At 66.0% G+C, this 21,355-nt stretch carries 14 protein-coding genes and 2 pseudogenes; all 16 read right to left on the bottom strand.

All coding sequences use genetic code 11. The features are described 5' to 3' along the window. Positions 1 to 48: 48 nt before the first annotated feature. The gene (locus PFZ56_RS21650) at positions 49 to 1,026 is read right to left on the bottom strand and encodes an autotransporter outer membrane beta-barrel domain-containing protein (protein ID WP_110653231.1); all 978 of its coding nucleotides are present in this window, start codon (positions 1,024 to 1,026) and stop codon (positions 49 to 51) included. 403 nt (positions 1,027 to 1,429) lie between these two features. Beyond that, positions 1,430 to 2,248: an endonuclease/exonuclease/phosphatase family protein gene (locus tag PFZ56_RS21645; protein WP_102879200.1), complete on the bottom strand. Its 819-nt coding sequence runs from the start codon at positions 2,246 to 2,248 to the stop codon at positions 1,430 to 1,432. An 84-nt stretch (positions 2,249 to 2,332) separates the two neighbouring features. Next, positions 2,333 to 3,091, bottom strand: coding sequence for a PIG-L deacetylase family protein (locus tag PFZ56_RS21640; RefSeq protein WP_102863443.1), 759 nt, complete (start codon positions 3,089 to 3,091; stop codon positions 2,333 to 2,335). 334 nt (positions 3,092 to 3,425) lie between these two features. Further along, positions 3,426 to 5,585 (bottom strand): glycogen debranching protein GlgX, encoded by a 2,160-nt coding sequence (glgX, locus tag PFZ56_RS21635; RefSeq protein WP_170004851.1) that lies wholly within the window; start codon positions 5,583 to 5,585, stop codon positions 3,426 to 3,428. A gap of 115 nt (positions 5,586 to 5,700) precedes the next feature. Next, positions 5,701 to 6,000, bottom strand: coding sequence for a DUF2934 domain-containing protein (locus PFZ56_RS21630; RefSeq protein WP_170004853.1), 300 nt, complete (start codon positions 5,998 to 6,000; stop codon positions 5,701 to 5,703). Between the two features lie 21 nt (positions 6,001 to 6,021). Then, entirely contained in the window at positions 6,022 to 8,808 is a 2,787-nt protein-coding gene (locus PFZ56_RS21625) for a malto-oligosyltrehalose synthase (protein WP_170004855.1), read from the bottom strand. Continuing rightward, positions 8,805 to 10,886, bottom strand: a complete 2,082-nt coding sequence (malQ, locus tag PFZ56_RS21620) for a 4-alpha-glucanotransferase (RefSeq protein ID WP_102879204.1) — start codon at positions 10,884 to 10,886, stop codon at positions 8,805 to 8,807. The genes PFZ56_RS21625 and malQ overlap by 4 nt, the downstream gene beginning before the upstream one ends. Further along, complete coding sequence (gene treZ, locus PFZ56_RS21615; protein WP_394304444.1) at positions 10,883 to 12,679, bottom strand: malto-oligosyltrehalose trehalohydrolase; 1,797 nt, start codon at positions 12,677 to 12,679, stop codon at positions 10,883 to 10,885. Before treZ ends, malQ begins: the two co-directional genes overlap by 4 nt. 14 nt (positions 12,680 to 12,693) lie before the next feature. Beyond that, positions 12,694 to 14,262 (bottom strand): glycogen synthase GlgA, encoded by a 1,569-nt coding sequence (gene glgA, locus PFZ56_RS21610; protein ID WP_102863453.1) that lies wholly within the window; start codon positions 14,260 to 14,262, stop codon positions 12,694 to 12,696. A gap of 501 nt (positions 14,263 to 14,763) precedes the next feature. Continuing rightward, on the bottom strand, positions 14,764 to 15,201 hold the full coding sequence (locus PFZ56_RS21605; protein ID WP_102863454.1) for a YqaA family protein: 438 nt from the start codon (positions 15,199 to 15,201) through the stop codon (positions 14,764 to 14,766). Further along, positions 15,198 to 15,647 (bottom strand): DUF411 domain-containing protein, encoded by a 450-nt coding sequence (locus tag PFZ56_RS21600; RefSeq protein WP_102879207.1) that lies wholly within the window; start codon positions 15,645 to 15,647, stop codon positions 15,198 to 15,200. The genes PFZ56_RS21605 and PFZ56_RS21600 overlap by 4 nt, the downstream gene beginning before the upstream one ends. A 154-nt stretch (positions 15,648 to 15,801) precedes the next feature. After that, positions 15,802 to 16,731: a copper resistance protein B gene (locus PFZ56_RS21595; protein WP_170002770.1), complete on the bottom strand. Its 930-nt coding sequence runs from the start codon at positions 16,729 to 16,731 to the stop codon at positions 15,802 to 15,804. Beyond that, positions 16,721 to 18,487: a copper resistance system multicopper oxidase gene (locus PFZ56_RS21590; protein ID WP_170002772.1), complete on the bottom strand. Its 1,767-nt coding sequence runs from the start codon at positions 18,485 to 18,487 to the stop codon at positions 16,721 to 16,723. Before PFZ56_RS21590 ends, PFZ56_RS21595 begins: the two co-directional genes overlap by 11 nt. A gap of 85 nt (positions 18,488 to 18,572) precedes the next feature. Further along, entirely contained in the window at positions 18,573 to 19,028 is a 456-nt protein-coding gene (locus PFZ56_RS21585; protein ID WP_102879210.1) for an SRPBCC family protein, read from the bottom strand. A 79-nt stretch (positions 19,029 to 19,107) separates the two neighbouring features. Next, positions 19,108 to 19,629, bottom strand: a pseudogene (locus PFZ56_RS21580) (methyl-accepting chemotaxis protein); the annotation flags it as partial. 387 nt (positions 19,630 to 20,016) lie between these two features. Continuing rightward, a pseudogene (locus PFZ56_RS21575) lies at positions 20,017 to 21,006 on the bottom strand (cache domain-containing protein); the annotation flags it as partial. Between the last annotated feature and the right edge of the window lie 349 nt (positions 21,007 to 21,355).

Genomic DNA, 21,355 nt, shown 5'->3' with positions numbered 1-21,355 from the left:
GCCGGTAATGGTCAACATCAGGCCATTACCGGCACCGTCCTGGGTGCATCACCAACGCATGCGCACGCCCAGGCTGCCGATCAGGCCGTTGAGGTCGTTGTCATCCACATCGCTGCTGTAGTCGGCACTGACGTACAGGCTCACGGCGGGGGTGACCCTGGCCACCAGCCCCAGGCCAACCTCTACGGTGGAGGATTTGCGGCTGCTGCTGATCTTGTCCACCTGGTCCAGGCTCAGGGTCTCGCCGCTGTAGACCGTATGCCAGAGGTTGGTGCGCACATAGGGTTCCAGGGGCAGGCCGTGGACGTCATAGCGCCCTTGCAGGCGTGCGCCGACCCGGCCGCTCCAGGCGTTGAGGTCGTTACTGCTATTGCCACCGTCCAGGCGAATGCGTTGGTTGATCACCTGGGCCTGGGGTTCGATCACCCAGTTGTCACTCAGGCCTATGGCCACGCCGCCCTGCACGGAAAAGGTCATGGCGTTGCCTTCGGTGGTCATGCCCCGGCCCTGCTCATTGCGACTGAAACCGCTGACCCGGCCGCCGCTGGCGGACATGTCCAGGTGCCAGCCCTCGGCACCCTGCAGCCTCCAGAAGGCGCCCAGGCCTTGTCCCTGGACGCTGAGCCCGGCATTGCGTGGGTCGTTGACGGTGCTCGGGGCGCTGCCTTGGGTGAGGGTGTAGGTGTTGGGGGTACTCAGCAGGCCGATCTGTTGGGTGGTGCCGTTGTTCTGGATGCTGTAGAGCAGGGGGCCTTTGCGCGGTTCGCCGCCAGCGCCGGGCAGCGCCAGGTAGCCGACTTCAAGGTGGGTCGGCAGTCCGGGCCGGTCCAGGACCGCGAAGTCGCTCGGTCGCGGGCTGCCCAGGGGTGGGGCGCTGATCGGCAGGCTGCTCAGGGTTGAGGGGTACCCGGTGTTGTCGGTGTCCTCCCCCGGGGACGCCGCGACCTCCATGGAGCACAACAGCAAGGATGTGTACAGGCTGCACAAGGCGAACGGCAGAGGGCTTGAGGTGAGTGAGGTATTCATGGAGGCCTACCTTGCAAATGCATGCTTTATCTCGTTGGGGGCGCCTCTCCCACCCCCGTTCGAGAGGCAGCCGGATTCAATCGGGTAAAGTCCGCCGACCCGCTCTGCAGCAGGTTTTTTCGGCCTTTTCCCGGTTACTTTTTCCAGGGGTGGTCATTGGTAGCTAAGGAGAGAGCAGGGGGCTCGTCAAGAAAATGACTGACAAACGGAAGGGTTATTTTTGGGCGGCCAAATCACTGAAAAATGGCACTTTGTCCGAATGCCAGGGATGTGAGGTGGGCAGGGGGATCAGGGGCGACTCCAGCCCGTGGATTTGCTCGTCGCCAGGGTTCAGCAGGTCGACCAGACCTGCTGCCACTGGGCGGCACCGCCCCGGAATCCGTGAGCCGGGACGATCGCGGTTTTAGCGTTCATCGCTCGATGTCCGCGGTGCGGCCACGGGCGGCAGTTGCACCTCCACCGCCAGGGGCAGGTGATCGGAGAGGTGGGTCCAGGGCTTGTTGCCGAGGATCTGTGGCCGGTGGCTGCTGGCATTGCGCAGGTAGACCCGGTCCAGGCGCAGCAAGGGCCAGCGCGCGGGGTAGGTCTTGGCCGGGCGGCCGTGATGGCGTTCGAAGGCTTCGTGCAGGTCGTCGCGCCGGCCCAGGGCGACATTGCCGTGCATCTGCCAGTCGTTGAAGTCGCCGGCAATGATCACCGGCGCGTCCTCGGGCAGGGATTCGAGCAGCTGGCAGAGCAGCGCCAGTTGCAGTTGCCGGTGGCTTTCCAACAGGCCGAGGTGCACGCAGATGGCGTGCACCTCGGCGTATCCGGGTACATCCAGGACACAGTGCAGCAAGCCGCGGCGCTCGGGGCCGGTGATGGAAACATCCAGGTTGCGGTACTGGCGGATCGGGTACTTGGACAACAGGGCGTTGCCGTGATGACCGTCGGGGTACACCGCATTGCGTCCGTAGGCGTAATCGCTCCACATGCTGTCGGCGAGAAACTCGTACTGCGACTGCTGCGGCCAGTTGTCCAGGCGCGACGCATGGCGTTCATGCTCGCCCAGCACTTCCTGGAGAAACACCAGGTCGGCCTGGGTGCTGCGTACCGCTTCGCGCAGCTCCGGGAGAATGAAACGTCGGTTGAGGGCGGTGAAACCCTTGTGGGTGTTGACGGTCAGGATCTGCAGACGCTGGATGCTTCCCGGCTGGGGCTGGCGGGTGGACTCGCTGCTCACGCTCACTCCTGTGAATCAGTGACGGTTTCTCATGGGACTGATGGCCGGCACTCGCGTTCAGGTTATTTTCCGCCCGGGCCCGGCCTACATCAGGATGATTTCGTAGGGCAGGCGCAGGCGCTCCAGCAGAATCGGCGACAGCGACGGTTCCAGGCCGATTTCCGGTTCGCCCTGCAGCTGGCTGGCGTAGGCGTGGGCCGCGTGGCGCTTGCGGGCCACGGTCCAGGTGTCCAGGCGCAGCTTGCGTGCCCGCTGCCAGGGAATCTGGTGCTCCTCGCGCGAGGACCAGTGCCAGGCCCAGATCGGAATCTCGTAGAAGCGCGCGCCTACCTGGCCGGCAGCCTTGGCCGCGGCCCGGCCCACGGCTTCGTGATCGAGGTTGCCGTCGCCGCGCCAGGTGCTGAACACCACATCGCTGTCGCGCAGGTAACGGCTGATGAATGGTGCCAATTGCTGTTCGCGCTCGCTCAGGGCACTGTCGGCAAAGCCACCACGAATCCACTTCAGGCTGTGCAGGGGCAGCCCCAGGCGGCGCAGGGCCTCGGCGCTTTCCTGGGGCCGGAACACGCTGAGGCGGCGCTTGGGCCACAGCTCGGAGCCTGGGTGACTGGCGCTGCCGTCGCTGATGGAGATCAGTTGCAGGGGGTGGCCATGGTGGGCCAGCACTTGCAGCAGGCCGCCGCTGGCTACCACTTCATCGCCGGGGTGGGGGGCGATGATCACGGCCCGGGAGCCGGGTGGAACCAGATTGCCAAGGTTGATGGGGGGAACGTCGGCCAGGTGGCGGGCACCGTTCCAGATCTGGCTGGGCCAGCTGTTGTCTATTGCGGTTATGGCTTTCATGAGGTGTCACATCCCTGTTTTCCGGGTCACGGCAATGAGGCCTGAACATCCGTTCAGTGGCGACCCTGGGTTTGCACGTACGCTGATTCCATGGCATCTGCCTCAGCGTCATGTACCGGTGCTCCATACCTTTGGGGCACCCTGATCCGAGCGCAATCATACTCAGCCCGTGGCTGCCTACACAGAGGGTTGAGTTGAATTTGTCGATTGCGACCCGTTTCTCAGGGTAGTCGCATTTTGTTGCCAGGCCCGAACTCCTGACGAATGCCTGGAATTTGCCGACGCTTGGCTTGTCGGCCAAGGCGGCATCGAGGGCGCGCTGCAAGGCTGGCGCTCAGTCGTCCTGTTCATGCTCAAGCTCGAAGAACAGCAGCGATCGCCCGGTCACCGAGTACTCGTGGCCAAAGGCGAAGCGCTCCTGGCCGTGCACCGCCGGCTGGTGGGTGTCGAGCATGCAGGTCCAGAACTCACCGGCCGGCACTTGCGGCAGGCGGAAGTTGACGATGTCGTGGTGGGCGTTGACCACCAGCAACACCGTGGCGTCGGACCCGGGGCGGCGGATGCCGGTTTCCTGGGCGCGGCCGTCCAGCAGCATGCCCAGGCAGCGGCCATGGGCATCCTGCCAGTGCTCGGTGGTCATTTCGTTGCCATCGGGAGCCAGCCAGGTGACGTCCTTGACGCCGATGTCCTCGTTGTAGTTGCCCACCAGGAAACGCCCGCGGCGCAGGATCGGGTAGCTCAGGCGCAGCTTGATCAGGCGCTTGACGAACTTGAGCAGCGACTTGCCGTCGGCATCCAGGTTCCAGTTGATCCAGCCGATCTCGCTGTCCTGGCAGTAGGCGTTGTTGTTGCCGTGCTGGGTGCGGGCGAATTCGTCGCCGGCCACCAGCATCGGCGTCCCCTGGGCCAGCAGCAGGGTGGCGAAGAAGTTGCGCATCTGGCGCAGGCGCAAGGCATTGATCTCGGGGTCGTCGCTGGGACCTTCGACGCCATGGTTCCAGGACAGGTTGTTGTTGCTGCCGTCCTGGTTGTTCTCGTCATTGGCCTGGTTGTGCTTGTCGTTGTAGGACACCAGGTCGTGCAGGGTGAAACCGTCGTGGGCGGTGACGAAGTTGAGCGAGGCATAGGGGCGGCGGCCGCGCTGGTTGAACATCTCCCCAGAGGCGGTCAGGCGTCCGGCAAAGTCCGCCAACTGGCCGTCGTCGCCTTTCCAGAAGGCCCGCACCGTGTCGCGGAAACGATCATTCCACTCCACCCAGCCCGGTGGGAAATTGCCCACCTGATAACCGCCGGGGCCACAGTCCCAGGGTTCGGCGATCATTTTCACCTGGCGCAGCACCGGGTCCTGGCGACAGGCCACGAGAAAGCTGTGGCGCTCGTCGAAACCATCGTGGTAGCGGCCGAGGATGGTCGCCAGGTCGAAGCGGAAGCCGTCCACGTGCATTTCCGTGGCCCAGTAGCGCAGGGAGTCGGTGACCATCTGCAGCACGCAGGGATGGCTCAGGTCCAGGGTGTTGCCGGTGCCGGAATCGTTGATGTAGAAGCGCTTGTCGTCGGGCATCAGGCGGTAGTAGGAGGCGTTGTCGATGCCGCGCATGGACAGGGTCGGGCCTTGCTCGTTGCCTTCGGCGGTGTGGTTGTAGACCACGTCCAGCAGCACCTCCAGCCCGGCCTCATGCAGGTGCGCGACCATTTCCTTGAACTCGGCGATCTTGCCGCTGGACAGGTAGCGCGGGTCCGGGGCGAAGAAGGCGATGCTGTTGTAGCCCCAGTAGTTGGTCATGCCCTTGTGCAGCAGGTGCTGGTCGTTGACGAAGGCATGGATCGGCAGCAGCTCCACCGACGAGACGCCAAGCTTGCGGATGTGCTCCAGCACGTCGTCCACCATCAGCCCGGCAAAGGTCCCCCGCAGGTGTTCCGGCACTGCGGGGTGGGTCATGGTGAAACCGCGCACGTGGGTCTCGTAGAGGATGGTCTTGTCCCAGGGCACGCTGACCCGATGGTCGTGGCCCCAGGTATGGGCCGGGTCGATGACTTTGCACTTGGGCACGAAGGGCGCGCTGTCCCGTTCATCAAAGCTGAGGTCGGCGTCAGGATGGCCGATGGTGTAGCCGAACAGCGCCTCGGACCATTTCAATTGGCCCACCAGCTGCTTGGCATAGGGGTCGATCAACAGTTTGTTGGGGTTGAAACGGTGACCGTTGGCCGGCTCATAGGGACCGTGCACTCGGTAGCCGTAGATCAGCCCGGGGTGAGCGTCGGGCAGGTAGCCGTGGAAGATTTCGTCGGTGTACTCGGGCAGTTCGATACGTTCGAGCTCCACTTCGCCGGCAGCGTCGAACAGGCACAGTTCGACCTTGGTGGCATTGGCCGAGAACAGTGCGAAGTTGACGCCCAGGCCATCCCAGGTGGCGCCCAGAGGGAAGGGCAGGCCTTCACGGATGCGCGAGGGTTCGTTCTCGGGAGTCGGCGGAGTCTGCTTGGATCTGCTCATGGTTGCTCCTGCAAAAAGGATCAGGGGGCCCGCCGTGGGTTTTCCAGGGCGAAGCCATCCAGGGTGGCGTGCGGGCGCGCCACCGGTTCAGGGCGATAGAGGGGCGGGAGTGTCGTCAGTGGGCTGGCGGCTTGCGCGGTGCCCGGGGTTTCTTCGGCGCCGCAGGCTTCTCTCCCGGCGGCACTACCACCGCGGCGGCCGACTTGGCCTTGGGTTTGCTAGCGCTCTTGCCGGGCGGACTGGCGGCGGCAGATTTGCTCTTGGCGCCCTTGGACGGCTGGCTCGGGGCCAGGGCCTCGGCCTCGGCGAGCTTGCGGGCCATTTCCCAGTGTCGGGCTTCGTGGCCCTCCGGTTTCCCTTCCGACTCCCAGATCTGATAGGCGAATTCACGTATGCGTTTGTCGTCGGTACTCATCGCAATGCTCCTGGACTGAACTCAATGTTGAATCAAAAGGTTGAGTGGAAAGTCTTGCAATACGGCGCTGATCAGCAATTCCTTGTGGGGTGTGACTGCTCCGGTTGAAAAAAGTCCATTCAGGTTGCGGCCCGAAGCGGTGAACGGTAGTTGCACCCGGGTATCGCCCCATCGCTGCGCATCCACCTTGGGGATTGCACTGTCATCCAGCAGGCCGGCGACCTGGATCGGCACTATCACCACGGCTCGTTGCTCCTGGTATTCACGCATGAACGCCAGCACCCGGCCGGCTTCCTGCCCCAGCACCGTCAGCGGCTGGTAGCTGCCGCGCTGGAACAGCTGCGGGTACTGACCGCGCAGGCCCAGGGTGCGGGCAATCAGGCCCTGCTTGATGCGTCCGTCACGCCACTGGGCCAGCCACTGCCGAGGATCGCGCGGGCTGTCCAGGGCCCGGTGCCGGGCCGGGTAGTCCGGCAGTCGGCGGTTGTCCGGGTCCACCAGGCTGAAGTCCCAGAAGTCGTTGCCCTGATACAGGTCCGGCACCCCTGGTACGGTCATGCGCAGCAAAGTTTGCGCCAGGCTGTTGAGGGCGCCGCCAGGGGCGATGCTGTTGGCTGCCGCCGCAAGCGACTGGCGCAGGGCCAGGCCTTGCGGCGAGACCAGCACGGCGCTGACGAACGCCTGAACACCCTCTTCGTAATCAGGATTGGGGGCTGCCCAACTGCTGTGCAGCTTGGCTTCACGCAGGGCCTTGAGTTGCCATTGCCAGATGCGCTGGGCATAGCGCTCCAGGCCTGGCTGATCCTCGGCCTGCAAATCCAGGGGCCAACTGCCCAGCAGGGTCTGATAGAGGATCAGTTCATCGCCTGCCGAAGGGGCGTCGGGGTGCTGGTGCAAGGGGGCAGCCAACAGCCGCCAGCTGGCCACTTGGCGGGCATACCAGGGGGCCCGCTCACTGAGCAGGGCCAGGCGCGCGCGGCTGTCTTCGCCACGCTTGTGGTCATGGGTGGCGCTGGTCAGCAGGTTGTCGGGGAAGCTGTCCAGGCGCTGCTGGCAAGCGCTGTGGAAGGCCGAGATCGGCGCGCTGAACTGTTCGCTGTTGAAGCCCACGTCATTGCGCGCCAGGAGCACCGCCGAGCGGTAGAAGGCGGTGTCTTCCACGGCCTTGGCCGCGGCCGGCGAGGTCAGTTGCTGGAAGCGCACGCAGGCGTGGCGCAGCAGCTTGCGCGCCCGGCCCGGGGGTTGCCGGCGCCAGCCCTGGCCGCCGAGCCAGCGCTCCAGGCAATCGAGTACCGGCCAGTCGGTTTCGCTCAGGCGGCCTCGGGCGCCGTCCATGGCCTGTTGGAAAAACCGCTGGTCCTGAGGCCCGCGGCCCTGGGCACCGATGTAGGTGCGGTACACCGGAAAGTGCACGATCAGCTCCTGCAGCGCCCGGCGGATGGCCCCCAGGGTCAGGTCGCGGCTCATCAGGTCCAGCCGCGCCACTTGCAGCAGCGCCTGGGCCACGTTTTCAAAGTCACCGGCCAGGGAACCGTTGAGGATCTGCTGGCGTGCCTGCAGGGCTTCCTCGCCGAACTGCGGCGACCGCTGGCTGTGCCGGCTCCACAGCTCTGCCAGCAGCGGCTGGCCGGCGGGGGCCTGTTGCAACAGCGACAGCTGGTTCATGAATTCGTAGCCGGTGCTGCCGTCCACGCCCCAGTCGCGATGCAGGGTCTCGTCCGCGCCGAGGATCTTCTCGACGTAGATCGGCAGGTGCTGGCCCGGACGCAGGCGGTCGACCCGGCGCCGCAGCTTGCGGCAGTAACCCCGGGGATCGGCCAGGCCATCGATGTGGTCGATGCGCAGGCCATCCACCAGGTTTTCTTCGATCAGCTGGAAGACCTTGGCGTGGGTGGCTTCGAACACGGCCGGGCGTTCGACCCGCAGGCCCCCCAGTTCATTGACGTCGAAGAAACGCCGCCAATTGATGTCATCGGCTGCGGTGCGCCAGCTGGCCAGACGGTAGCTCTGTTGTTCCAGCAACTGATGCAAACGGGTGAAGCCGCCGGCCTGGCGCGCGTCGTAGCCTTGCAAGTGGGCGTCGATGGCCTGGCGCACTGACGGCTGGCGCAGTTGGTGTGCCAGGGCTTGTTGCAGGGGCCGGGCCTGGGCATGGGCGGCGCCGTTGAAGCGCAACGCCGCAAAACCGTCGGCCAGGGATTTCAGGGCGCCGCTGGACTCGGCGTCCAGTGGCTCCGGAAGTCGCAGCAGTGGTGCGTAGTCCCAGGGGCAGATGGGAAAGCAATGTTCGTGGTGCTGTACGTGAAAGCCGCTCAGGTCGTCGTCCAGGCGCAGCTTCAAGCGGCCTTCCTGCAGCGTCACGCCATAGTCGCTGTCGAGGAACGGCAGGAGCAACTGGCCATCCATCAGCGGGTCCGCGGAGTGCCACTGGATATCGAAGAATTCGCCATAGGGGCTCAGCCGCCCCCATTGCAGCAGGTCCAGCCACCAGGGGTTGTCGCTGCCGCCCACGGCCATGTGGTTGGACACGATGTCGAGGATCAGGCCCATCCCTTGTTGACGCAGGGCCGCCACCAGGCGCCGCAGGGCCGCTTCGCCCCCCAGCTCCGGGTTGATTTGGGTCGGGTCCACCACGTCATAGCCGTGCTGGGAGCCGGCCCGGGCCCGGAGCAGGGGTGAGGCATAGAGATGGCTGATGCCCAGGCGGGCGAAGTAGGGCACCAGGGGTACGGCGTCGTCGAGGGTGAAGCCTTGATGAAACTGCAGGCGCAGGCTGGCCCGCAGCAAGGGCAGGGACGGCAAGTTCATCGGTCACGCTCTAGGGCTTGTTGCCGGGCGCAGGCCAGCAGTTCCAGGCGCCGGGCGGCATCGCTGTCGTCCAGCAGGCGTCGGCTGGCACTGGCCAGGCGGCGGCGCCAGTTGGGGTGGCTGTCGAGGGTGCCGGGCAGGTTCGCCTGTTCATCGATGCCCAGGGCATCTTCCAGGGGGAGCAGCACCAGGGGCGCACGGGTATGGCCAAGAAAGCGCACGCTGGCGTCCAGCACTTGGTCGGCTTCATGGGCCTCTTGGTGAAAGTTCTGTGGGTCCTGGGCCAGGGCCTGGCGCAGGCCGTCACGCTCGCGCTGGCGGTGTTCGCGCCATTGTCGCGCACCCTGTTCATCCACCATGCCCAGGCGCTGGTTCCAGTCGATGTCGCGGCCCTGCCACCAGCCGTTGAGGGTGGGCAGATCGTGGGTGCTGGTGGTGGCCAGGGCGTTGTCCGGCCAGTCCAGGATCGGCTTGAAGTGGCAGCCGTGGTCCTGTTCGAACAGCAGCACGCGCATGCCGAGCATGGCCCGGGCGGCGAGCTTTTCCCGCAGGCCGTCGGGCACCGTCCCCAGGTCCTCGCCGAGGACAATGGCCTGGTGCCGATGGGATTCCAGGGTCAGCAGGCGCAGCAGATCGTCCACCGGGTAGTACAGGTAGGCGCCGTCGCAGGGCGGCGCTCCCGACGGGATCACCCAGAGCCGTTGCAAGCCCATCACATGGTCAATGCGCAAGCCGCCGGCATGGGCGAAGTTGGCCCGGAGCATTTCGATGAAGGCGCGATAACCATGGCGCTGCAAACCTTCGGGAGAGAAGGCACAGATGCCCCAGCCCTGGCCCTGGCGATTGAGGATGTCCGGTGGTGCACCCACGGTCAGGGACGCCAGCAACTGCTCCTGGCGGCTCCAGGCCTGACTGCCACCGCCGTCGGCGCCCACCGCCAGGTCGGCGATCAGGCCGATGCCCATGCCGCTGCTGTGGGCCGCGCTCTGCGCCCGTTCCAGGCTGCGGGCGATCAGCCACTGGCAGAAGGCATGGAAGCCGATTTCATGGGCCTGCTCCTCGGCGAACCGGGCCAGGGCCGGGCTCGCCGGGTTACGCCAGTGTTGCGGCCAGTGACGCCAGTCCAGGTCTTCGCCGCGGGCGGCGCGCTCGGCCTGGATGGCCTCGAACCGGCAGTGGTTTTCCAGGGCTTCGCCGGCGCTGCGGCGATAGCTGGCGAAGTCCTCGTGCAGGGGGTGCTGGCCGTGGCAGAAGCCTTCGTACAGGGCGCGCAGTGCTTGTTGCTTGGCCTGGGCCGCCTGGGGCCAGTCGATCAGTGGTTGCTGTTCCAGGGCTTGCAAGGTCTGGCCAAGGCCACAGGATTCGATGGCGCTGCGCCAGGCCCGGTCGCCGAGAATGGCCCCGGGAGCGGCGTACAGGCTGTTGAGAAACAGCCGGCTGGAGGGCGAGTAGGGGCTGTAGCGCTGAGGATCGCTGTTGAACATGGCGTGCAGCGGGCTGATGGCCAGGGCATCGGCGCCGCGCTCGGCGGCTTGCCGGGCCAGCTCTTCCAGTGCCTGGGTATCGCCGAATCCACCGTCACCGGGGCGGCGCAGGGCATACAGCTGTACGCTCAGGCCCCAGGCTCGCGGGGTCGGCTGGCCCACGGCGTCGGCCACGCTGTAGCAGCGTGCGGGGGCCACCGCGAGGGTGAAGTGTTCCTCCTCGATGCGCACCGAGTGGTAACCCACCGGGATCTGCCCTGGCAGCACGCTCTGTTCATCGAGCTGCAACGACAGCGGTTCGCCGTTTTCCAGCTCGATGGCACAGCGGGTCCCGGGTGCGAAGTACCGGGCCAGGTCCAGGCCCTGGCCGACGTCGGCGGTCAGCAGCGGTGGCAGGTGCCGGCTTTGCTGCAGTTGGTGCAACTGCTGCAGGCTGTCGGCGATTTCCTGGTCGCTGTCGGCGGGGTGGCCCAGGCCCGCCAGCACGGCCCGCAACACCCGGGCCTCAACCTTTTGCGGTCGGCCGTTGGCGTCGATCCAATCCACTGCCAGGCCGGCGCGGCTGGCGAGTATTTCCAGTTGCGCATCGCTCATCGGCGTTCTCCATGGGGGGCGGTGGGGCAAGGCCCGCTGTCCAGTTGCACCACTGCGCTGAAGGCGGGTAACCAGCCCTGCTGCCAGTGTTCAAGGGCTCGCGGTGGGTGTTCAAACCACAGTTGTGCTGTTGCTTCGGGCTCCAGTTCGACCCGGTGTGGGCTGAGGTTGAGGTCGATGCGCAGCAGGCTGCCGTCACCCAGGCGCCAGCGTGCGCTCAGGGCGCCTTCGGCCAGCACCCGGGTGTCCAGGGCCTGGGCGCCGGGCAGGCGCGGGATCAGTTCGCGGTGGCGGATACGCAGCAGGCTGCGGTACAGCTCACGGGTCGTTTCGGCCTGTTGCGACTGGGGCCGGGGCCGTGATGCCTGGAAGGTCGAGGGGGCGTTGGGATCGGGGATGCGCTGGCGCTGGGCGGCGTCGGCAAAGGCGCTGAAGGCGGCGAACTCGTTGCGCCGGCCCTGGCGCACGACCTCGGCCAGTTCCCCCTGGTGGCTGGTGAAGAACAGGAACGGCTCCTGGGCCGCCACTTCATCGCCCATGAACAGCAGCGGGATCATCGGCGACAACAGCAGCAACACCGTGGCCGCCTGCAGCGCCTGGGTCGGCGCCAGCTGGTTGAGGCGCTCGCCAAAGGCCCGGTTGCCGATCTGGTCGTGGTTTTGCAGGAACAGCACAAAGGCGCTGGGGGGCAGGTGGCCGCTGGGTTCGCCCCGGGATTGGCCGTGGCGGTTGGCATGGCCCTGGAAGGCGAAGCCCTGGCTCAGGCAGCGGGCCAGTTGCGCGGTGGGGTCGTCGGCGAAGTCGGCGTAGTAAGCGTCGGTTTCCCCGGTGAGCAGCACGTGCAGGGCGTTGTGCCCGTCGTCGTTCCACTGGGCGTCGAAACCCCGCTGCAGCAGGCTGGCCTGGTTGAACTCGTTTTCCAGGTTGAGCCACACCTGGCGCGACGCCGGCACCGCCTGGCGTACCCGCTGGGCCAGTTCATGGAGAAAGTCCGGGTCGTCGATGGCGTGCACGGCGTCCAGGCGCAGGCCGTCGAAACGGTACTCCAGCAGCCACATCAGGGCGTTGTCGATGAAGAAGTTGCGTACTTGTCGACGGCGGAAGTCGATGGCCGCGCCCCAGGGGGTGTGCAGATCCTCGCGGAAGAAGCCCTTGGCGTAGCGCTGCAGGTGGTTGCCGTCGGGGCCGAAGTGGTTGTAGACCACGTCGAGGATCACCGCCAGGCCCAGGCCGTGGGCGGCGTCGATCAGGGCCTTGAGGTCGTCGGGAGCACCGTAGGAGGCTTCCGGGGCGTAGGGCAGGACGCCGTCGTAGCCCCAGTTGCGCTCGCCGGGGAACTCCGCCAGGGGCATCAGCTCGATGGCGGTCACCCCCAGGTCCACCAGGGCCGGCAGGGCCTGCTGCACCGCCAGGTAGCCGCCCATGACCCCGACATGCAGTTCGTAGATCACCGCCTCGTGCCAGGGCCGGCCACGCCACTGGGGCTGCTGCCAGGCGTAGGCGTTGTGGTCGACCACCAGGCTGGGGCCATGCACATCGCCGTCCTGGGCCCGGGAGGCCGGGTCCGGCACCTGGATCTGCCGATCGATGGTGTAGTGGTAGCGGCTGCCCGCCGGGCAGCGTGCCTGAGTCACGAACCAGCCGTCGGCCTCGGGCCGCATCGGCAGTGACTGGCCGTCCGCCAGTTCAACGCTGACCTCACGGGCATCCGGGGCCCACAGGGCGAACCGGGTGTGCTCGCTATCCAGCATCACTGCGCCGTGGGTCCAGCTGTGCAGGGTGCTTGATGGCATGGGTCCAGGCCCCTTTATTGTCGGGTGGCCTGCCCCAGGGCCTTGGCCACCAGTTGTTCGTAGAGTTCGGCGTAGGGTTCCACCGCCTTGCACCAGTTGAACGGGGCGGCCATGGCCCGGCAGCGCATGGCGTTGAGCAGCGCTGGATAGGCGAAGACCTTGAACGCCCGGGTCAGCGCCTCCTGGTAGCTGGCGACCGTGGACTCGTCGAACAGAAAGCCGGTGACACCATTCTCGATGGTGTCCGCCAGGCCGCCGGTGTTGCGCGCCACCGGCAGCGAACCGAAGCGCTGGGCGTACATCTGGCTCAGCCCGCAGGGCTCGTAGCGTGACGGCATGAGCAGAAAGTCGCTGCCGGCGAACATGCGCCGGGCGTCGGTTTCATTGAAGCCGATGTTGACCCCGATGCGCCCGGGAAAACGCCGGGCCAGGGCGCGCATGGATTGTTCCTCTTCCGGTTCCCCGCGGCCGATGATGGCGATCTGGCCGCCGTTGGCGACGATGAATTCGGCCACGCCCTCGGTGAGGTCCAGGCCCTTCTGGTAGACCAGCCGCGAGACCACGGCGAACAGCGGGCCGTTGCTGGGGTCGAGACCGAACATCTGCCGCACATGGGCGGCGTTGGCCGCCTTGCCGTCCCAATCACCCATGCTGAAGGGGCAGAACAGGTGCGCATCGGTGGCTGCGTCCCAGCTTTCGTCGATGCCGTTGGGGATGCCACTGAGCAAGCCTTGCTGGGTCTTGCTGGCGAGAAAACCGTCGAGGCCGCACCCGAAGGCCGGGGTAGTGATTTCCTGGGCGTAGGTGGCGCTCACAGTGGTGATGTGGCTGGCGTAGGCCATGCCAGCCTTGAGGAACGACAGCTTGCCGTAGAACTCCATGCCTTCCTGTTGCAGGGCGTGTTCGGGGATGCCCAGCTCCGGGCACGAGGCCAGGCTGACCACGCCCTGGTAGGCCAGGTTATGGATGGTGAACAGGGTCGGGGTGCGCTGCCCGCGCCAGTGCATGTAGGCCGGGGCCAGCCCGGCGGGCCAGTCGTGGGCGTGCACCAGGTCGGGGCACCAGTGGATCTGCGCCAGGTTGGCGGCGATGTCGGCGGCGGCCAGCCCCAGGCGGGCAAAGCGAATGTGGTTGTCGGGCCAGTCGCGGCCATTGTTGGCGCCGTAGGGCGTGCCTTCGCGCTCGTACAGCTCCGGGCAGATCAGCACATAGATCACCAGGCCGTCGGGCATGTCCATGCGCCCGATCTTGCAGGCCGGCAGCGCCGCGTGGCCCCCCAGCTCGCCGATGATATGGATGGGGTTCTCGCTGTGCAGCACCTGGGGATAGCCGGGAATCAGCACCCGCACATCGTGCAGGTGGGCCATGGCCCGGGGCAGGGCGGCGGAGACGTCGCCCAGGCCGCCGGTTTTCACCAGATCGGCGATTTCCGAAGTGACGAACAGCACCCGCTTGCGGTTGGGATTCTGACGAGCCAGCGGCAGCAGGGTCTTGCCTCCAGGGATGGAAATCGCCTGGGGGGCACGTTCACCGGCCTGCTGTTGAGGATGCTCTCCCTGAGTGTCCAATGCGGCGCTGATCATAGGTCTCTCCCGTTTTATTGATCTGTTCTGCTGTCTCAAGCGCTGCTGTCGGGCCATTCCTGTGGCCGGGCGCAATTGCGCCACACATCGATCAGCCTGAGCTGCTCGAGCGCTGCAGCAGAAAGGGTGGAGGAGCCGTTGCAAGGAATGCACCAGTGGCAGCGACCCTACCTTTAACCTGACCTTGGGCCGACGCGAAAAGTTTCGACTTTTTCAATGCCAAAGTGACCGCTCGGTCACAATGCGAAAATCAGTCTAGGACAGAACCTAGAGCAGCGTCGGGCAGGGCGGGGCGTTGATTCGGCGCGGGCGCAGGGCGACGGATCTATCCCGACGAAAGGTCGGCCGTGCACCGCAGCAGAGCGCGGGTGACATGGCCTCGGCGCGAAAACGGTGAGGGCGCGCCAGGGGTTGGTGCAGATCGCTGGTGGCCTTGCCCGAAAATGGGCAGGGCCCCGGGGATTTGTTTGCGACCCAAGGTCCGGTTGAGCGCGGAGCGGCTCAGCCGAGCCAGCCCAGGGTCAGCCACACCAGCACGGCGTAGCGGGCGCCCTTGGCCAGGCTGACGATCAGCAGGAAACGCTTGAGGGGTTCGCCCATGACGCCTGCCACCAGGGTCAGCGGATCGCCGATCACCGGCATCCAGCTCAGCAGCAGCGTCCAGTGGCCGTAACGCTGGTAGTGCACCCGGGCCCGCTCCAGGTGCTTCGGACTAACGGGAAACCAGCGACGCTCCTTGTAGGTGTCAAGGCGCTGCCCCAGCCACCAGTTGACCAGGGAGCCCAGGACGTTGCCCAGGGTTGCCACCAGCCAGAGCCCGAGTACCGTCAGTTGGCTGTTGTGCAGCAGGCCCACCAGCAGCGCTTCCGACTGCAGGGGCAGCAGGGTGGCGGCGGCGAAGGCGGCGAGAAACAGGCCGAGGTAGGCGCTGGCGATCAACGGGCCGGGTAGTCCGCTACCACGACATCCTGGCCGTCACGGGTCAGGCCGATGACTTGGAAGGCGTCGGCGCCCATGCCGTCCATTTCCATGCCGGGGGAGCCCATGGGCATGCCCGGGGCGGCGATGCCCAGCAGGTCGTCGCGCTTGCGCAAGGCCAGGACCTGTTCAGCAGGCACGTGGCCTTCGACGAACTTGCCGTCGATCACCGCGGTGTGACAGGAGCCCAGGCGCGGGGCCACGCCCAAGCGCTGTTTGACCGCGCTCATGTTGCTTTCCACGTGGTCGGTGACGGCAAAGCCGTTGTCCTGCAGGTGCTCGATCCACTTTTTGCAGCAGCCGCAGTTGGCGTCGCGGTGCACGTCGATGGGGATCAGTTCGCCCGCCTGAGCCAGGGAGCCGATCAGCAGGGCGGACAGGGCCGCCAGACGCAGTGAAGTTTTCATCGAAAGTCTCGTTGTCGCTGTTGAATAAGGGGCGCTGGCAGGGCCGGCCCTTGTGGGGACACGCTGGGGGTGGTGCATTTTGCGGCTTTTTTTGCCAGCTGCCGGCGGCTTTTGTTTCAAGTTGATACCAAGCCCCGGGCGCGGAGCAAGGGTTCTAGAACCACATTCGCAGCCCCAGCACCAGGCGAGCGCCGTTGTCCGGTTCGCCGTCGTTGCGGGCGTAGTCGGCGGTCCGCCCATGGCTGCGGTTCCAGGTCACACCTATATAAGGTGCGAATTCCCGGCGCAGTTCATAGCGCAGCCGCAGGCCGATTTCGCTTTCGGCCAGGCCGGCGCCTTGGCCCCGTTGCGGATCGTTGCGGCCGTACAGGTTGAGTTGCGCCGACGGCTGCAGGATCAGGCGCTGGGTCAGCAGCAGGTCGTAGTCGGCCTCGACCCGCAAGGCGCTCTGGCCGCCTTCTCCAAGATAGGCGGTGACCTGGCTTTCGACGTTGTACAGCGCCATGCCTTGCAGGCCCAGGGCTGCCCAGGTCTGGGCCGTGCCGGGCTTGAAGTCCTGACGCAGGCCGCTGACCAGATCCCACCAGGGGCTGATGGCGTGGCCCCAGAGGGCTTGCAGCTCGGCATGCTCAGTGACGCCCCGGGTGCGTTCACCCTCGCTGCGCAGCCACAGCCGGTCACGGTCGCCACCTATCCAGCCATTGACCTCCCAGCCCAGGCTCGTGCCGCGCTCGGCGTCCTGCCATTCGAGCCGCTCCACCAGGAAAAAACTGTTCAGCGACTTGCCGTGGAGGACGTGACCGGCCGCGCTTGGGTAGACCGCCCGGCGATCGGCATCGGTCAACGGCGCAATCGGTGTACGGCTTTGCAAGGGGGCTGCGACTTGCAGGCCCGGCATCGCTGAGTGATCCATGCCGCGCATGTCGTGTCCGGGCATCTGTTGTGGTGCCCGGGTGTCGTGGTCCATGCCGGGCATGGACTGACCATGGGCCGGGGTACCGGGCCAGGCCAGCAGGACGATGCCCAGGCCGAGACCGCTCAGCCCGCCCGGCAGCAGTGGCAGCAGGGGCGTCTCAATCGGCATGGGGCACCTCCCGTTCTTCGACCCGGACTTCGCGGAACATGCCGCTCTCCATGTGGTACAGCAGATGGCAGTGGTAGGCCCAGCGCCCCAGGGCATCGGCCGTGACCCGGTAGCAGCGGCGGGTGCCCGGCGGCATGTCGATGGTGTGCTTGCGCACCTGGAAACGGCCGTGTTCGTCCTCAAGGTCGCTCCACATGCCATGCAGGTGGATGGGGTGGCTCATCATGCTGTCGTTCACCAGTTCAATCCGCACCCGCTCGCCATACTCCAGGCGCAGGGGCTCGGCCTCGGCAAAGGCGATGCCGTCGAAAGACCAGGCGAACTTTTCCATATGGCCGGTCAGGTGCAGGGTCAGGGTACGGCTTGGTTCGCGGCCGTCGGGGTCGGCGAAGGTGCTTTTCAGATCGGCGTAGGTCAGCACTCGACGGCCGTTGTGGCGCAGGCCGAGGCCAGGGTCGTCCAGGCGTGGCTGGGGATTCATGGCTTGCATGTCCACCAGCGGGTTGGCGGTTTCCGAGGCTGGATGGGGGATCTGGCTGCTCATCGCGCCGTGGTCCATGCCGGGCATGGCCATCGATTCGTGCCGCATGCCCGGCATCTCCGCGTGGTCCATGCCGGGCATCGAGGCCATACCCATGTCCTCCAGGGGCAGCAGCGGCCTGGGGTCCAGGGCCGGCGCACGGGCCTTGAGGCCGGGGACGCTGCTCAGGGAGCCCAGCGCGTAGCCGCTGCGGTCCATGGCCTGAGCGAACAGACTATGGGCACCGGCGCTGGGCTGCACCAGCACGTCGAAGGTTTCTGCCACGGCGATCCGCAGCTCATCCACCGATACCGGCTCCACGTGCTGGCCATCGGCGGCCACCACGGTCATTTTCACGCCGGGAATGCGCAGGTCGAAGTAGGTCATGGCCGAGGCATTGATCAGCCGCAGGCGCAGGCGTTCGCCGGGGCGGAACAGTCCGGTCCAGTGGTTGTCCGGTGCCTGGCCATTGAGCAGGTAGGTGTAGGTGGCGCCGCTGACGTCGGCAAGGTCGGTGGGGGTCATGTTCATCTGCGCCCACATTGTGCGCTCGGCCACAGTGGCGGCCCAGCCGTCGCGGCCGACGTCTTCGATGAAGTCAGCGAGGGTGCGTTTGTGCCGGTTGTAGTAGTCGGACTGCTTTTTCAGGGTGCGCAGGATCTGTTCCGGCGCCTCGTCGCTCCAGTCCGACAGCAGCACCACGTAGTCGCGGTCGTACGTGAAGGGCTCCGGCTCCCGGGCGTCGATCACCAGTGCCCCGTACACCCCCAGTTGTTCCTGGAGCCCGGAATGGCTGTGGTACCAGTAGGTGCCATGCTGCTTGACCGGGAATGAATAGCGGTACAGACCGCCGGGCTCGATGCCTTCGAAGCTCAGGCCGGGTACGCCGTCCATGTCGGCGGGCAGGATGATCCCGTGCCAGTGGATCGACGTCATCTGGTGCAGCCGGTTGCGCACCCGCAGGGTGACCCGGTCGCCCTCGCGCCAGCGCAGCAGGGGGCCGGGCAGGCTGCCGTTGACCGTCATGGCCTGGCGCGGCTGGCCGCTGAAGTTCACCGGCAACTGGCCAATGGACAGGTCGAAATCGGTGCCTGCCGCGACCTCGGGCTGACCCGGACTGCTGATGGCCCAGACCGGATTGCGCCACAGCCCCAGACCGGCGAAAACGCCTCCGGCCGCCAGGGCCTTGACGAAGGTGCGTCGGGACGGGCTGTGTCTTGATGGGGGGAACGGCATGGCAGGCTTCCAGTCGGTCAGCGGATTGGAGGGGACTCTAATCAGCGCTGGCTGTCAGGAAACTGAGGCGGGCATTACAGATTTGTCAGTCGCCCGGATGCTCCAGACGTTGCTTGAGATTGCCCAGGGCCTGGGTCGACAGCTGTTCCATGCGCGCCCGCAGGCCGCTCAGTTGCAGGTCGGTGCAGTAGTCCAGCGTGTGCCGCAACAGCGTGCCGTCGCTCTGCTTGTTCAGTTGGTAATGGACAGTGCCGTCCAGCGCCGCGGAGCTGAAGACGGCCTTGAACTCCTTGGGAAATACCGCGTTCAGCACGCGATAGCTCATGGGGATCTGTACTCCGAGGAGATTCATGACTTCGCTGAAGCGGTGACCCGCCGGCAGCGAGCCACAAAAGCCGGTGTCGGCCCGCAGGCAGGAGGGCTGCCACTCCGGCCAGCGGTCCGGCTGGGTCACGTAGTAATAGACAGTGTCGATATCGGCCTGGATATACAGCTCGTGGCTGAGCCGCTCTTGCAGCAGATGTGATTGGCGCTGACCCATGATGCACCCCACTTCCTTGTGACCGGAGCCTCCAATATAGTCCCGCCGCCTGGGGGTGCCAGCGGCGGCGGCAGACCGTTCAGCGGACTTTGAAGCGGCTCATCAGGTGGCTGACCTGGGCATTGGCCTGCAGCAGGCTCTGGGTATTGCTTTCACCGGCTCGGGCACTCTCCACCAGCTCCTCGACCATGTGTCGGATGCTGACCATGCTGCGGTTGATCTCCTCGGTCACCGCGCTCTGCTGTTCGGCGGCGGTGGCGATCTGGGTGCTCAGGCTGTTGATCTGGTTCACCGAGTCGGCCATTTCATCCAGGCCGCTGTTGACCCGGGCCGTGGCATCCGCCGCGGACTGGCAACTGGCCTGGGTGTTTTCCATGGCGCTGACCGAGGAGCTCACGCCCTGGGTCAGGCGGCTGAGCATTTCGTTGATTTGCGAGGTGCTGTCCTGGGTCCGCGCGGCCAGGGCCCGGACCTCATCGGCGACCACGGCAAAGCCGCGTCCCTGCTCCCCAGCCCGGGCCGCCTCGATGGCGGCGTTGAGGGCCAGCAGGTTGGTCTGCCCGGCAATGGCGCCGATCACCCCGAGGATCTCGGTGATGCGCTGGGCGTCGGCTTGCATGGCCTCGACCTTGTGGGTGGCATCGGCCACTTCGTCGATCAGCGCAATGACGCTGCCGGAGGCTTCGCCCACCACCACCCGCGAGTGTTCGGCATGCTCGTTGGCGCGCCGGGTGAAGTCCGCGGTCTGGGCGGCGTTGGCCGCGACGCTGTCGGCCGTGCTGCTCATTTCGGTGATGGCGGTCACGGTCTGGTCGGTTTCCGAGGCGTGGCGCATCAGGATCTGCTGGCTGTGGGCCGAGGTCTGCTGCAACTGCGCCAGGCTGCCGGCCATGGCTTCGGTGGCCTGGGTGACTTCGCCGATCATGTTCTGCAGGTACTGGATGAAGTGGTTGACCGAGTGCCCGATGGCCCCCAGTTCGTCCTCGGCGCGGATCACGATGCGCCGGGTTAGGTCGGCGTCACCGGTGGCCAGGGCATCGATATTGCCCTTGAGGATCTTCATCCGCTGCACCAGTTGGCGGATCGCATAGACCTGCAGCAGCACCAGCAGGATCACCATGGGGATCTGCAACAGGCTCAGGGTGCTCAGCACATCGTCGCGCTGGGCGGTGATCAGGTGGGTGGGCAGGGCGCTGGCGAGGAACCACGGGGTGCCTTCGATGGCGCGCATGAAGAAGGTGCTGGGCACCCCGGCGTTATCGAACTCGATACGTTGGGCGCTGTTGTCGCGACGTTCCAGGGCGCTCTGCACCTGGGCCGCGAAGGGCGAGCCGGCGGCCAGTTCCCGGATGTTCTTCAGCACGATCGGGCCATTGATCCGCGAGCTGTTGCTGATGACCTTGCCGTCGGCCTCGACGATCAGCATCTGGGCGTCGAGCTCTTTCTCCTGGCGGGCCACCAGGTCGTTGAAGAAACCCAGGGTGACGTCGATGGTGGCCACGCCCCAGGGTTGGCCGTCGCGGCGGATGGCCATGGCGCAGTTGGTGCGTGGCTCGGCGCTGGCGTCGTCCTTGTAGGCCGCGGCCCAGGCGCACTGGCCGGGAGCGCTCTGCAGGCCGCCTTTGTACCAGGACTGGTCGTAGTAGTTGGGGGCCGGGTCGCTGTTCCAGAAGGTGTTGACCACCAGCTGGCCCGACGCATCACGGTGCCAGAAGGTGCTGTGCTTGTTGCGCCCCGGGGTGCGCTGGCCGGGCAGGGGCCAGATCCCGCCGCCGAAGACCTTCTGCTCGCCGTACTGGTCCACCAGGCCGGGCAGGACCTTGTCGATGCTGTCGCTGTCGAGCAGGGGCACGGTCTGGGTGATGCTGCGTTGCTGGGCCTGGACCTTGTGCAACTCGCCCTGAATGCGCTGCGCCACTTCGGCGATGCGATTGAGGACCACCTGTTCCTCGGTGTGGCGCAGCTTGGGCGCCACCATTTGGCTGATGCCCACGACTGTGAGTACCAGCATCAGGACAATGAACAGGACCAGAAAGAGCGTGTAGCGGGCTTGAATCGTGCGCAAAGCGGGCATGGGACCTGTCCTTACCGAGCGTTTTTTATTATTTGGAGAGGGGGGAGCCTTGTCGGGGCATCCTCAGGATGTCGGCGCGGTTTTTCTGCTCTTTAGTACGATCGTCCAAAAAACTTCGATGTCGTTGAAAAAGTGTCGCAGGTGACACAGAGGAGGGTCAGACAGCCGCTGAACGGTTCGATTGCAAGCAGGAAAAGATCAGGGTTTGCGGGTGCTGCAAACAGCCGGCGCCGCTTAAATCGGGCCTTCTGGC

The organism is Pseudomonas danubii, assembly GCF_042980055.1.
GTDB classification, from domain to species: Bacteria; Pseudomonadota; Gammaproteobacteria; order Pseudomonadales; family Pseudomonadaceae; genus Aquipseudomonas; species Aquipseudomonas danubii.
The sequence above is the reverse complement of the archived record's forward strand: the minus strand, read 5'-3'. Positions and strand labels throughout refer to the sequence as shown.